The 13,389-nt window shown below is 67.8% G+C and carries 10 protein-coding genes; 7 read left to right on the plus strand and 3 right to left on the minus strand.

Annotated features, from left to right (window positions below; all coding sequences use genetic code 11):
• Positions 1-20: 20 nt before the first annotated feature.
• From RTI28_RS26250 to RTI28_RS26260, 3 genes are read right to left on the minus strand one after another with little or no spacing between them, the layout of a single operon-like run.
• Positions 21-734, minus strand: a complete 714-nt coding sequence (locus RTI28_RS26250) for a histidine phosphatase family protein (RefSeq protein ID WP_316923197.1) — start codon at positions 732-734, stop codon at positions 21-23.
• On the minus strand, positions 724-1,101 hold the full coding sequence (locus RTI28_RS26255) for a DUF6285 domain-containing protein (RefSeq protein ID WP_316923198.1): 378 nt from the start codon (positions 1,099-1,101) through the stop codon (positions 724-726). The genes RTI28_RS26250 and RTI28_RS26255 overlap by 11 nt, the downstream gene beginning before the upstream one ends.
• Positions 1,098-2,159, minus strand: coding sequence for a phosphotransferase family protein (locus tag RTI28_RS26260; RefSeq protein ID WP_316923199.1), 1,062 nt, complete (start codon positions 2,157-2,159; stop codon positions 1,098-1,100). Before RTI28_RS26260 ends, RTI28_RS26255 begins: the two co-directional genes overlap by 4 nt.
• A gap of 204 nt (positions 2,160-2,363) precedes the next feature.
• On the opposite strand from RTI28_RS26260, the gene prpR reads away from it, so the two are divergent.
• From prpR to RTI28_RS26295, 7 genes are all read left to right on the plus strand, one after another.
• Positions 2,364-4,319: a propionate catabolism operon regulatory protein PrpR gene (gene prpR, locus RTI28_RS26265; protein WP_316923200.1), complete on the plus strand. Its 1,956-nt coding sequence runs from the start codon at positions 2,364-2,366 to the stop codon at positions 4,317-4,319.
• A 248-nt stretch (positions 4,320-4,567) separates the two neighbouring features.
• The gene (locus RTI28_RS26270) at positions 4,568-6,169 is read left to right on the plus strand and encodes a long-chain fatty acid--CoA ligase (RefSeq protein WP_316923227.1); all 1,602 of its coding nucleotides are present in this window, start codon (positions 4,568-4,570) and stop codon (positions 6,167-6,169) included.
• 86 nt (positions 6,170-6,255) lie between these two features.
• On the plus strand, positions 6,256-6,585 hold the full coding sequence (locus RTI28_RS26275) for a DUF485 domain-containing protein (RefSeq protein ID WP_316923201.1): 330 nt from the start codon (positions 6,256-6,258) through the stop codon (positions 6,583-6,585).
• A 29-nt stretch (positions 6,586-6,614) separates the two neighbouring features.
• Complete coding sequence (locus RTI28_RS26280; protein ID WP_316923228.1) at positions 6,615-8,240, plus strand: cation acetate symporter; 1,626 nt, start codon at positions 6,615-6,617, stop codon at positions 8,238-8,240.
• Between the two features lie 39 nt (positions 8,241-8,279).
• Complete coding sequence (locus tag RTI28_RS26285) at positions 8,280-10,052, plus strand: acyl-CoA dehydrogenase C-terminal domain-containing protein (RefSeq protein WP_316923202.1); 1,773 nt, start codon at positions 8,280-8,282, stop codon at positions 10,050-10,052.
• 95 nt (positions 10,053-10,147) lie between these two features.
• The gene (locus RTI28_RS26290; protein ID WP_316923203.1) at positions 10,148-11,410 is read left to right on the plus strand and encodes an OprD family porin; all 1,263 of its coding nucleotides are present in this window, start codon (positions 10,148-10,150) and stop codon (positions 11,408-11,410) included.
• A gap of 82 nt (positions 11,411-11,492) precedes the next feature.
• On the plus strand, positions 11,493-13,385 hold the full coding sequence (locus RTI28_RS26295) for a methyl-accepting chemotaxis protein (protein WP_316923204.1): 1,893 nt from the start codon (positions 11,493-11,495) through the stop codon (positions 13,383-13,385).
• Positions 13,386-13,389 lie beyond the last annotated feature (4 nt).

Consider the following 13,389-nt stretch of genomic DNA (forward strand, 5'->3'; position numbering starts at 1 on the left):
GGTTGCCAAACGGTTGGAGCTCAAAGGGCGGCCGGGGCGATCGCGCTGAACAGCTCTTCCAGCACGGTGCCGTCGACCCCCGCCTTGTGGGGGTTGTAGGGCGTGAAATTGAGGGTGCGGATGATCCCGCCCGGTGTCGCCGGGGCATCGCTGGCGACATCGATGATGTTCAGGCAGGCGGTGTCCTGCTCGAACGCGGCGATACCCGGCAGGCCGACGCCGGCCGCCCAGGCCAGGAGAATGCGGTTGACCGCGTCGTGGCTGACGATCAGCGCGCTGTGCCAGGACGGCTCGGCGAGCAGGGCGAAGAACTGCGCCAGGACCCGTTGCTGGAAGTCCTCCCAGCGCTCGCCGCCAAGAAACCGCGCATCGGCCGTGGCCGCCTGCTGGTAGGCGCCGGTGACCGCGCCGCGCAGGGCGCCGGCGGGGATCTCGCGCAAGCGCCCGGCGCGGATCTCGCGCAGCTCGGGCAGGAAGTCCACCACCGCCGGGCGCCCGGCCAGCAGCAGGTCGAGGGTCTGCTGGGCACGCGGGTAGTCGGAGCAGAGCACGCGGTCGAAGGTCAGGTCGCGGACGAACTGGCCCAGCGCACGCACCTGCTGGGTACCGCGCCGGGACAGCGACACCGTGCGCGGATCGAGCGGACGGCCCTGTTCGTCGAAGTAGTCGACGTGGCCATGGCGCACCAGGTGCAGGCGGCGTCGGCGCTGGCCCGACGGCAGCTCAGCGGGCATGGGTCAGTACCTTCGGATTGCTCACCGCCAGGCGGCTGCGGGTGATCGAGTCGAGGGCCAGGAGCAAGGCGAGTTGCTGCTCGTTGGGGTGGTCGTAGAGTCCCTGGCGGATGAACTGCGCCAGCAGCGCCCGGGCATCGCCGGCGGTGAGCCCGGCCAGGCCGTGGGCCGCCAGCAGACGGCTCAGCTCACGCGCCTCCAGTTGCGCGCAGTCATCGCCCTGGTCGATCTCGCGCAGGGCGATGGCCATGGCGCTGGCGATCATCCGCGCCTCGTAGTGCAGGTCCGTCGGCAGCGCCGTCAGCAAGCGCTCGAGCAACAGCTCGCGGGACGTCGACAGCAGTTCTCGTGCATCCGGTGCGTTCATCGCACACCTCCGCTCAGGTTGAGGATCTCGTGTTCCAGCTCCGGCACCATGCGCCCGGTCAGGGCCAGTTCCAGCGAACGCTGCTGCCCGGTGAGGTGACGCTGCGCCTGCTGCAGGGCGACGACCGCCCAGCGCAGATGGGCCATCAGTTGCCAGTAGCGCAGTTCGTCGGCATCCGGACGCCAGCCGGCGAGCGCCTGGTAGCCATCGAGGAAGTCGTCGAGCTCGCCCACGCCACCCGCCTGCCGGTCTGGACGACCGAAGCGCCAGCAGCGCGCGGTGAACCAGCCGAGGTCCTCGCGCGGATCGCCCCAGCCGGCGAACTCCCAATCCAGCACGCCGGTCAGCTGGCCGCCGTCGACCATGTAGTTGCCGGTGCGGTAGTCACGGTGGATCAGCCGCGCCGGCACCGGTTCGGGCCGGTTCACCTCGCACCAGCGCAGGCCCCACTCGATCACCGGGTGGCTGCCCGGCAGCGCATCCAGGTACTGGCGGTACTGGTCGATGCAGGCCTGTGCATGATCGGCCTGCGCCGCCGGGAGAAAGCCCAGCGCCGGGTGCTCCGGGGTGATCCGGTGCAGCGCGGCGAGGCTGCGGCCCAGCTCGCGGCACAGCTCGCCACGCCGGGGTTCAAGGCTGGGGTCGGTGCTCAGCCGGTAGCCGCTGGCCGAGCCGGACAGCGCCTGCATGACGAAGAAATCGCGGCCGATCAGCGCCGGGTCGCGGCACAGCCACAGCGGCTCGGGCACCTTGACCCCGGCCTGGTGCACGGCGCTCAGGACGGCGAACTCCTGTTCGCGGCTCATGCTCACCGCCACCGAGGACGGTGAATCGGTACGCAGGACCCAGCGCCGTTCGAGGCGCTGTTCGGCGCGCTCCAGGGTGGCCGTCAACAGCCAGTTCTCCTGGATGGCGCCGCCGGACAGACGTTCGCAGCGCTCGATGCGAACCCGGTCGCTCGCGGTGTGTACCGCCAGGAAATGCGCCAGCGGCGTCAGGGCCTGGGGAAGGTCGATCCGCGGATGCGCGGATCCAGTGGAGGATGGTGTGCTGTACATCGGCGATTCTGCTCACAGGTGGATGACCTGGACAGGGCAGAGCAAGAGCCGTTCCAGCTCCTGAAAATAAATTATTTATTCTTTTAAAACATATAGTTACTACATATCCAAGGTTACGAAAGGGCCTCGGCGACGACTGACGCTTTGCAAATCTGCAACCATTGTTTCAGTCTAGAAAGAACCCTCCCCTGCCGACCAGACGCCATGCCAGAAGAACGCTATCTCCCCAGAATCGTCGCCCTCATCACCCACCTGCGCCTGCCCGAAGGCCCCAGCCGCATGGCGCGCATCGTGCAGCAGGTGATCCCCGACTATCAGGACCGCGCGCACATCGAAATCGTCGAAGCCACCACCACGCAACTGCTCGACACCGGGCGGGCACTGGACGATCGGCAGGACGTCGACGCGATAATCTGCTCCGGCGCCACCGCCGACTACCTGCGGCGCCATATCGCCACCAGCAGCCTGGCGATCCGCATGGGCGAGTACGACCTGATCCGCGCCCTGGACCTGGCCAGGGCACAGGCGACCAAGGTAGGCATCGTCAGCTTTCAACGCGGCCACCCCGAACTGGACGCCATGGCTTCGCTGTTCACCGTCGAGGTGCGCCAGGCCATCTACTCCAACGCCGAAGAAGCGCACCAGTGCGTCCATCAGTTGCTCGACGACGGCTACCGGGTCATCGTCGGCTCCTCCACCGCGGTGGAAATGGCCGAGGCAGCGGGCGCCAAGGGCGTGCTCGCGCTCAATGCCGATGCGATTCGCCGCGCCCTCGACGAGACCCTGGCGATCGCCCGCAGCCGAACCCACGCCCTGATCCAGCAGCAACGCCTGAATGCCGTGCTGCGCAACCTCAGCGACGGCGTGATCGCAGTGGACGCCAACGGCATCGTGCAATCCCTGAACCCGCGCATGGCCCAGTTGCTGGACATCCCCGCCGACACCGCGCGAGATCGCGCGATCGGCGAGCTCATGCCGGAACTGGACATCAGCGCCACCCTGCGCAACGGCGAAAGCGAGGAAAGCCGTATCCTGCGCATCGGCGGGCGGGTGCTGGCGGCCAACATCAGCGCCATCATCGAAAACGGCCGGCCGGATGGCGCGGTGATCTCCTGCCAGGAAACCAATGTCATCCAGCGCGCCGACCGGCGTATCCGCAGCCAGGCGCGCCCGCGGCAGTTCACCGCGCGCTACCGCTTCGAGCAGATTCTTGGCGACACGCCGGCATTCCGCATGCTGCTGGAGTTGGCGCGGCGCTACGCGGAAACCGATGCCACCGTGCTGATCACCGGAGAAAGCGGTACCGGCAAGGAGCTGCTCGGGCAGAGCCTGCACAATGCCAGTCCGCGCCAGGCCGGCCCCTTCGTCGCGATCAACTGCGCCGCCTTCCCGGAAACCCTCCTGGAAAGCGAACTGTTCGGCTACGAGGACGGCGCCTTCACCGGCTCGCGCAAGGGCGGCAAAACCGGCCTGATCGAGGCGGCGCACACCGGCACGCTGTTTCTCGACGAGATCGGCGACATGCCCGTCAGCCTGCAGACCCGCCTGCTGCGCGTGCTGCAGGAGCGCGAGGTGCTGCGCCTGGGCGCATCGGAGCCGACCCCGGTGGACCTGCGCGTACTCGCCGCGACCCATTGCGACCTGCGCGAGCGCATCGCCGATGGGCGCTTTCGCGAAGACCTCTACTACCGCCTGAACATCCTGCGCCTGGCGGTCCCGCCGCTGCGCGAGCGCGCCACGGATATCCCGCTGCTGGCCAACGCGATCCTCCAACGCCTGCCCGGGAACGCCGCGGCAGCCGGGCGCGCGCTGCTCGACCGGCTGATGCCGACGCTGCAGAACCATGCCTGGCCGGGCAACATTCGCGAACTGGAAAACCTTGTCGAACGGGCCGCGCTGTCCGCCCCGAGCCTCGGCGACGATCCCGGTGAACTGCTGCTACGCCCGCTGTTCCCGGAGTTGTTCACCCACAGCGACCAGCAGGCCCTGGACGCCGCCGAGGACCTGCGCCATGTCGGCAAGAGCAGCGAAGTGGCACATGTGCGCAAGGTGCTTGCCGCCTGCGCGGGCGACGTCAACGAGGCCGCGCGCCGCCTGGGCATCAGCCGCACGACCCTGTGGCGGCGCCTGCGCACAGGCGGCGCGACACCGCAGGAATGAAATGGTGAACCTGAAACCCGGTTCAGATTTGAAACCGAAGCCGGCTGAAAAAAACACCGGCGAGCGCCCGTCTCGCCGACGCATAAATCTATCTATTTGATTTAAAAAGGTTTTATTAGTGTAAAAAGTTCATCGCCGCCTTTGGCACAGGCCTTGCTGACCCTCTGTCACGAGGGTTGCCGCTCCAGCGAACGGCAACTGTGTATGCCCTCATACAAGAACAAGGCAGGAGGTTGCCTGTGCAAGGCATGATGATGAACTTCGACCTCGGCATTGGCGCGATCATGCGCCATGCCCTGCAGGTCGCGGCCGATACCGAGATCGTTTCCCTGTTCGCCGATGGGCGCGTGCATCGCTACACCTACGCCGAGGCGTTTGCCCGGGTCGGCCGCCTGGCCAACGTCCTGGAGGCGCTGGACTGCCCGCCAGACGCACGGATCGGTACCCTGGCCTGGAACGATCACCGGCATTTCGAGCTGCACTACGCCGCGCCGTGCAGCGGGCGTGTCTGTCACACCATCAATCCCAAGCTGTTCCCCGAGCAGATCGCCTACATCATCCGCCATGCCGAGGATGATGTGCTGTTCATCGACCCCCAGTTCATCCCGCTGGTGGAAGCGCTGCAGGACCAACTGGTCTCGGTGCGCCGCTTCATTGCCCTGTGCGGCGCCGACGAACTGCCCGCCAGCAGCCTGCCCGGCCTGCTCAGCTACGAAGCGTTGCTGGCTGAGGCGAGCGCGGACTATGCCTGGCCCGAGATCGACGAACGCCAGGCCTGCGGCCTGTGCTACACCTCCGGCACCACCGGCGATCCCAAGGGTGTGCTGACCAGCCACCGCAGCACCGTGCTGCACGGCATGGCGCAGAACATGGCCGACAACGTCGGCCTGCGCGCGATCGATGTGGTGATGCCGATGGTGCCGATGTTCCATGTCAGCGCCTGGGGCATGCCCTACAACGCCGCGATGGTCGGCGCCAAGCTGGTCCTGCCCGGCCCCGGAGTGGGCGATGCCGCGGCGATGGTGCGGCTGATCAACGACGAGGGCGTGACCTTCTCCCTTGCGGTCCCGACCCTGTGGAACAACATCAGCCAGTACCTGCAGACCCATGACCTGCGGATTCCCACCCTGAGCCGCGCGGTGACCGGCGGCGCGGCCTGCCCGCTGGCCCTGATCGAGGCCATGGGCGAGCACGGCGTGGCCCTGGAGAACGGCTGGGGCATGACCGAAATGAGCCCCATGGGCAGCTACAACCGCCACCAGCCCTGGTACGCCGAACTGCAGGAGCCGCAACGCGGGGCGCAACTGCTCAAGTCCGGCCGCTCGCTGTTCGGCGTGGAAATGCGCATCGTCGACGAAGCCGGCCAGCGTCTGGCGCATGACGGCGTGGCCTCCGGCGCCCTGCAGGTGCGCGGCCCGTGGGTGCGCAACGGCTATTACGGCCAGGACAGCAGCGAGGACTGGTTCGACACCGGCGACGTGGCCTGCATCGACCCTCACGGCTACATGCTGATCACCGATCGCCTCAAGGACGTGATCAAGTCCGGCGGCGAATGGATCTGCTCGGTGGCCATCGAGAACGCGATCATGGCCCACCCCGATATCGCCGAAGCGGCGGTGGTCGGTGTCGCCCATCCGCGCTGGAGCGAGCGGCCGCTGCTGGTGATCGTGCCCAGGGTCGCCGGCGCCGCGCCGAGCCATGCGCAGCTGATCGCCTTCCTCGACGGCAAGGTGCCGAAATGGTGGCTGCCGGACGCCAGCGAAGTGCTGGAGCAACTGCCCCACACCGCCACCGGCAAGGTCAGCAAGAAGACCCTGCGCGAACGCTACAACGCCTACACCTGGCCCTGACCGGCCATTCCCTGTCCATGACGACAAACGGCCCGCCCTGCGGCGGGCCAGTGCCCTGCCGTACAACAAAAACAACCGGAGGCTTCATGACACGCACGCCCGCTCCACACGTCGAGCACTATCAGCGCATACGCCAGAACCCCAGATTCGTCGCCCTCAGCCAGGCCCGCTCGCGGACCAGCTGGCGCCTGACGGCGCTGGTGCTGGCCGCCTACTTCCTGTTCATGGGCGTTGCCGCCGTGAACCCGCAGTTCCTCCACCAGCCGCTCTACCCGGGCAGCCACCTGAGCCTCGGCCTGCCGCTGGGCGCACTGCTGCTGCTGGCGAGCTGGCTGCTCACCGCCTGGTACGTGCACCGCGCGAACCATCACTTCGACCGCATCGGCGCCAGCATCATCGAGGAGAGCCAGGCATGAACCGCACCGCAATCCGCAGTTTCGCGGCAATGGCCGCTGTCCTGCCCGGGCTGGCCTGCGCCGCCGAGGGCGGCCGGCAGCCGCTCAACCTGGACGCGATCGGCATGTTCATGCTGTTCGTCTTCGCCACCCTGCTGATCACCTGGTGGGCCTCGCGGCGCACCCACTCGACCCATGATTTCTACACCGCCGGCGGCGGCATCAGCGGCTTCCAGAACGGTCTGGCAATCGCCGGCGACTACATGTCGGCGTCGACCCTGCTGGGCGTCTCCAGCCTGGTGTTCGCCAAGGGCTACGACGGCTTCATCTATGTCACCGGCTTCTTCATCGGCTGGCCGATCCTCACCTTCCTCATGGCCGAGCGCCTGCGCAACCTCGGCCGCTACACCTTCGCCGACATCGTTTCGTTCCGCCTCGACCAGCGCCGTATCCGCGTCCTGGCCGCCTGCGGCTCGCTGACCGTGGTGTGCTGCTACCTGCTGCTGCAGATGGTCGGCGCCGGACAGCTGATCAAGCTGCTGTTCGGCCTTGACTACGCCGTCGCGGTGGTGGTGGTGGGCGTGCTGATGCTGGTGTACGTGGTCTTCGGCGGCATGCTGGCGACCACCTGGGTGCAGATCATCAAGGCCGTGCTGCTGCTGGTCGGCGGTACCACGCTGATGCTCCTGTCCCTCGCCGAGTTCGGCTTCAGCCTGGAAACCCTGGCCAGGCGCGCGGTGGAAACCCACGCCAACGGCTGGAACATCATGGGCCCCGGTAGCATGCTGTCCAACCCGCTGAACGTCGCCTCCATGGCCCTGGGCCTGGTGTTCGGCCTGGCCGGCCTGCCGCATATCATGATGCGTTTCTTCACCGTGCCCAACGCCCTCGAAGCGCGCAAGTCGGTGCTCTACGCCTCGGCCTTCATCGGTTTCTTCTTCCTTGTGGTGTGCGTCCTCGGCTTCGCCGCCATCGTCATCGTCGGCACCGACCCGCAGTACTTCGTCAACGGGCAGCTGGGCGGCGCACTGGTGGGCGGCAGCAACATGGTCGCCCTGCACCTGGCCAACACCGTCGGCGGCAGCCTGTTCCTCGGCTTCCTCTCGGCCGTGGCCTTCGCCACCATCCTCGCGGTAGTCGCGGGCCTGACCCTGGCCGGCGCCTCGGCCATCTCCCACGACCTCTACGTGACCGTGCTCAAGCGCGGCAAGGCCAGCGAGGCCGAGGAGATGAAAGTCTCGCGCCTGGCGGTGGTGGGCCTGGGCCTGGTGGCCATCGCCCTGGGCATCCTCTTCGAGCAGGTCAACATCGCCTTCCTCGTGGGCCTGACCTTCGGCATCGCCGCCTCGGCCAACTTCCCGGTGCTGATCATGGCCATGTACTGGAAAGGCCTGACCACCCGCGGGGCAATCTGCGGCGGGCTGGCGGGACTGATCTCGTCCCTGACCCTGGTGACCCTCTCGCCGACCGTCTGGGTCACCGTGCTCGGCCACGCCCAGGCGGTCTTCCCCTACGACCACCCGGCCCTGTTCTCCATGCCCCTGGCCTTCCTCGTGCTGGTGCTGGTGTCGCACTTCGACCGCAGCGCGCAGGGCGCCCGCGATCGCCAGGGCTTCGACGACCAGAAGGTACGCGCCGAAACCGGGCTGGGCATGGACAGCGCCACTTCCCACTGAACCGCGGGGGCAGTGCCCCCGCCATCGAGAGCTTTATCCATGAGTACATTCCAGGCCCCGTTGCGCGACATGCGCTTCGTCCTCCATGAAGTCTTCGCCGCCCCTGCGCTGTGGGCGCGCCTGCCGGCCCTGGCGGACAGCATCGACGCCGACAGCGCCGACGCCATTCTCGAAGAAGCAGCCAAGGTCACCGCGACCCTGATCGCCCCGCTCAACCGCAGCGGCGACGAGGAAGGCGCGCAGTGGCACGCCGGCACGGTGCGCACCCCCGCGGGCTTTCGCGAGGCCTATGCCACCTACGCCGAGGGCGGCTGGGTCGGTCTGTCGGGCAACCCGCAGTACGGCGGCATGGGCATGCCCAAGATGCTCGCCGTGGCCTTCGAGGAGATGCTCTATGCCGCCGGCTCCAGCTTCGCCCTGTATTCGGCGCTGAGCGCCGGCGCCTGCCTGGCCATCGATGCCCATGCCAGCGAGGACTTGAAGCGCCGCTACCTGCCGGCGATGTACGCCGGCCACTGGGCCGGCTCCATGTGCCTGACCGAGGCCCACGCCGGCACCGACCTGGGCCTGATCCGCACCCGCGCCGAGCCCCAGGCCGACGGCAGCTACCTGGTCAGCGGCAGCAAGATCTTCATCACCGGCGGCGAGCAGGACCTGACCGAGAACATCATCCACCTGGTGCTCGCCCGCCTGCCGGGCGCCCCGGCCGGCCCCAGGGGCATCTCGCTGTTCCTGGTGCCCAAGGTGCTGGTCAACGCCGACGGCAGCCTCGGCGCGCGCAACGCGGTGAGCTGCGGCTCGATCGAACACAAGATGGGCATCAAGGCCTCGGCCACCTGCGTGATGAACTTCGACGGCGCCGTCGGCTACCTGGTGGGCGAGCCCAATCGCGGCCTGGCGGCGATGTTCACCATGATGAACTACGAGCGCCTGTCCATCGGCATCCAGGGCATCGGCTGCGCCGAGGCGTCCTACCAGAGCGCGGTGGCCTATGCCCGCGACCGCCTGCAGAGCCGCGCGGCCACCGGCCCACAGGCGCAGGACCGGATCGCCGACCCGATCATCGTCCACGCCGATGTGCGGCGCATGCTGCTGACCATGAAGGCACTGAACGAAGGCGGGCGCGCGTTCGCCTGCTATGTCGGCCAGCAGCTGGACCTGGCCAAGTACGCCACGGACCCCGGCGAACGCCGCGACGCCGAAGCCCTGGTGGCGTTGCTGACCCCGGTGGCCAAGGCCTTCTTCACCGACAACGGCCTGGAAAGCTGCGTGCATGGCCAACAGGTGTTCGGCGGCCACGGCTACATCCGCGAATGGGGCCAGGAGCAACTGGTGCGTGATGTACGCATCGCGCAGATCTACGAAGGCACCAACGGCATCCAGGCCCTCGACCTGCTCGGACGCAAGGTGGTGGCCAACGGCGCCGCGACGCTGCAGCGCTTCGCCGCAGAAATCCGCGACTTCGCCGACACCCAGCGCACGCCCCACAGCACCGCGCTGCTGGAGGCGCTGCAGCGCCTGGAAGCCCTCAGCGACTGGCTGCTGGACCAGGCCAAGGCCGATCCCGACTCGGTGGGCGCGGCCTCGGTGGAGTACCTGCACCTGTTCGGCTATGTCGCCTACGCCTACATGTGGGCGCGCATGGCCGCCACCGCCCAGCACAGGCTGGAGCAAGACCGCGGGTTCTACGGCGGCAAGCTGGCCACCGCGGACTTCTTCTTCAGCCGCCTGCTGCCGCGCACCCTCGGCCTGGAGGCGAGCATTCGTGCTGGCAGCCGGCCGCTGTACGGCCTGAGCGCCGAACAGTTCTGAGTCACGCAATCCCCCTGCTTCCCGTGCTTCGCATCGACCCTCGCGGCTCGATGCGCGGCGCACCGTTCCCTCAAAAACAACAACAGGACATCACCATGAAGCATTCCCTCCCCGTCACACACTTGCTCCTGGCCGGCTGCGCCCTCGCCCCGGCCTTGCCGGCCAGCGCGGCCCTGCTCGACGACAGCAAGGCCAGCCTGGAGCTGCGCAACTTCTACATGAACCGTGATTTCCGCCAGGCCGGCGCTCCCCAGGCCAAGGCCGAAGAGTGGGCCCAGGGCCTGCTGCTGCGCTACGAATCGGGGTTCACCGAGGGCGATATCGGCGTCGGCATCGATGCCCTCGGCCTGCTCGGGATCAAGCTCGATTCCGGTGGCGGGCGCAGCGGTACCCAACTGCTCAAGCAGGATCGGGAAAGCCGCGAGGCGCAGGACGAGTACGGGGAGCTGGGCCTGACCGCGAAGTTCAAGGTCTCGCACACCGTGCTCAAGCTGGGCGCGCTGCAGCCGCGCCTGCCCAGCGTCTCCTACAACGACGCGCGCCTGCTGCCGCAGAGCTTTCGCGGTGGCCACCTGAACTCCCAGGAGATCGACGGCCTGACCCTCGATGCCGGACGCCTGAGCCAGGTCAACCAGCGCAACTCCTCCGACTTCGAAGACATGAGCGCCAGCAGCGGCAGCGCCGGCGCCATCGGCATCAAGAGCAGCAAGACCAGCGATGCCTTCAACTTCGCCGGCCTGACCTATCGCTGGAACGACCAGCTGAGCGGCGCCTGGCACTACGGCGAACTGGAAGACATCTATCGCCAGCACATCCTCAGCCTGACCCACACCCTGCGCTTCGACGACCAGCGCTCGCTGCGCAGCGAAGTGCGCGCCGCCCGCGCCCGCGACGACGGCAGCAGCAACGTCGACAACGACGCCTACGGCCTCATGCTGACCTACCGCCAGGCGGCCCACAGCGTCGCCTTCGCCTACCAGCGCATGGCCGGCGACACCGGCTACGCCTACATCGCCGGCAGCGATCCGTTCCTGTTCAACTACGTGCAGTTCGGCGACTTCGCCAACCGCGACGAACGCTCCTGGCAGGCGCGCTACGACTATGACTTCAGCGCCCTGGGGATTCCCGGCCTGACCTTCATGAGCCGCTATATCAATGGCAGCGACATCGAACTCGGCGGCGGTCGGCCGAGCGGCGAGGAATGGGAACGCGATACCGACATCGCCTACGTGTTCCAGAGCGGTCCGCTGCGCAACCTGGGCGTGAAATGGCGCAACGCGACGATCCGCACCCGGCACTTCGCCAACGACCTGGACGACAACCGCCTGATCCTCAGCTACACCCTGCCGCTGTGGTGAGACGCCGGCGTGGCCGGGTTCGCCCGGCCGCGCTGCGTTCGCCCTCCTTCTCCCTGCAGAAACCACGATGGTGCCTACGCCGATGCTTCATGTCCGTTCATTCGCCCGCAAGATCCTCCTCGCCGCATCCCTGGTCGTGGTGGCGGCCTTCGGCCTGTTCGCCCTGTACCAGGATCAACGCCAGCAAGCCGTCACGCAGCGCAGCCTGGAAGCCGAGCTCAGTGGCAACGGCAAGCTGCTGGCGTACAGCATCCACAACTGGCTGGAGGGGCGTGGCCATCTGGTCAGCCTGCTGGCGCAGCAACTGCAGGCATCGGACCAGGCCCCGGCAACGGTGCGTGGCCTGCTCGACCAGGAGGTCTACGCCAAACTGTTCCTTTCCACTTCGCTGGGCAGCGCGCAAGGCAGCTTCACCAGCGCCCCCGACACACCGATGCCACCCGGCTACGACCCGCGCACCCGCGGCTGGTACAAGCAGGCCGCCGCAGGCTCGGGCCTGGTGATCACCGAACCCTATCTGTACGCCGGCAGCAACCGCCCTGCCCTGGCCCTTGCCCACCCCATCGTGCGCGATGGCCAAGTCACCGGCGTGGCAGCCGGCGCCGTCGCCCTCGACGCCATCAACGCGATGCTCGAAGCGGCCAATCCCGGTGCCGACGGCTATGCCTTCCTGGTCAGCGAGCAAGGGCAGATCCTCCTGCACCCGCGGCAGGAACTGCTGTTCAAGAATCTCGGCGACGCCTACCCGCAGCTGTCCTCACAACGAGTCGACGGGCTGCAGGAATTCAGCGAAGGCGGCAAGAGCAAACTGCTCGCGCTGACCCCCATCAACGGCCTGCCGGGTATCCACTGGCAGGTCGCCCTGGTGATCGACAAGGCCGCCGCCTACCGGCCACTTGCCGAGTTCCGCCGCACCGCCTACAGCGCCACGGTCCTGGCTGTGCTGGCGGTACTGCTCCTGCTCGGCGCACTGATCCACTGGCTGCTGCGTCCGCTGCGCGAAATCAGTGGCGCCATGCAGGACATCGCCGGCGGCGAAGGTGACCTGACCCGGCGCCTGAACGCCCGCGGCGCCGATGAACTGGCCGAACTGGCCCACGCCTTCAATCGCTTCGTCGCGCGCATCCACGACTCCGTCGGCCAGGTGGCGCGCAGTGCCCACCAACTGCACGCGGTGGCCCGCCAGGTGCTGAGCACCACCGACGGCCTGGTGGCCAGCAGCGACGAGCAGAGCAGCCGCACCACCAGCATGGCGACCGCCATCGTCGAGCTCGGCGCCACCGCCCAGGAGATCGCCCACAGCGCCGCCAATGCCTCGACCCAGGCCAGCGATGCCCGGCGGCAAAGCGAAGCGGGATCGTCCACGGTCGCGCAGACGCTGTCGTCCATCGGCCAGTTGAGCGACGACATCGCGAGCTGCCGAACGGAAATCGATGCGCTGGCCAGCCGCACCCTGGACATCGGCAAGATTCTCGACGTGATCCAGGGGGTATCGGCGCAGACCAACCTGCTGGCGCTGAACGCGGCGATCGAGGCGGCCCGCGCCGGCGACGCCGGGCGTGGCTTCGCCGTGGTCGCCGACGAGGTCAGGGGGCTGGCCCACCGTACCCAGGCGTCGGCACAGGAGATCCAGCAGATGATCGAAGAGTTGCAGAGCGGCGCCGACCGCGTGGTCGCGGTGATGACCGCCAGCCAGTTGCGCGGCCGCCAGACCCGCGAGATCGCCGATCACGCCGGGCAGCACCTGTCGGGCATCACCGCGCTGGTCGGCGACATGGATGGGCTGAACCATTCCGTGGCCACCGCCACCGAGGAGCAGACCACCGTCATCGAGTCCCTCGCCGAGCAGATCAGCGAGATCAGCCTGCTCAACCAGGACGGACTGGGCGATCTGCGTACTACCCTGGATGCCTGTGTGCAGCTGGAAGAACAGGCTGGCCAGTTGCTGCGGCTGGTCAGCGGATTCCGCATCTGAGCCG

This window comes from Pseudomonas sp. zfem002, from assembly GCF_032621685.1.
Taxonomy (GTDB): Bacteria; Pseudomonadota; Gammaproteobacteria; order Pseudomonadales; family Pseudomonadaceae; genus Aquipseudomonas; species Aquipseudomonas japonica.

What these genes read in the sequence shown, in the direction of transcription:
- RTI28_RS26250 (WP_316923197.1), bottom strand. Translation starts at nt 734, where the DNA reads ATGCCCGCTGAGCTGCCGTCGGGCCAGCGCCGACGCCGCCTGCACCTG.
- RTI28_RS26255 (WP_316923198.1), bottom strand. Translation starts at nt 1,101, where the DNA reads ATGAACGCACCGGATGCACGAGAACTGCTGTCGACGTCCCGCGAGCTG.
- RTI28_RS26260 (WP_316923199.1), bottom strand. Translation starts at nt 2,159, where the DNA reads ATGTACAGCACACCATCCTCCACTGGATCCGCGCATCCGCGGATCGAC.
- prpR (WP_316923200.1), top strand. Translation starts at nt 2,364, where the DNA reads ATGCCAGAAGAACGCTATCTCCCCAGAATCGTCGCCCTCATCACCCAC.
- RTI28_RS26270 (WP_316923227.1), top strand. Translation starts at nt 4,568, where the DNA reads ATGATGATGAACTTCGACCTCGGCATTGGCGCGATCATGCGCCATGCC.
- RTI28_RS26275 (WP_316923201.1), top strand. Translation starts at nt 6,256, where the DNA reads ATGACACGCACGCCCGCTCCACACGTCGAGCACTATCAGCGCATACGC.
- RTI28_RS26280 (WP_316923228.1), top strand. Translation starts at nt 6,615, where the DNA reads ATGGCCGCTGTCCTGCCCGGGCTGGCCTGCGCCGCCGAGGGCGGCCGG.
- RTI28_RS26285 (WP_316923202.1), top strand. Translation starts at nt 8,280, where the DNA reads ATGAGTACATTCCAGGCCCCGTTGCGCGACATGCGCTTCGTCCTCCAT.
- RTI28_RS26290 (WP_316923203.1), top strand. Translation starts at nt 10,148, where the DNA reads ATGAAGCATTCCCTCCCCGTCACACACTTGCTCCTGGCCGGCTGCGCC.
- RTI28_RS26295 (WP_316923204.1), top strand. Translation starts at nt 11,493, where the DNA reads ATGCTTCATGTCCGTTCATTCGCCCGCAAGATCCTCCTCGCCGCATCC.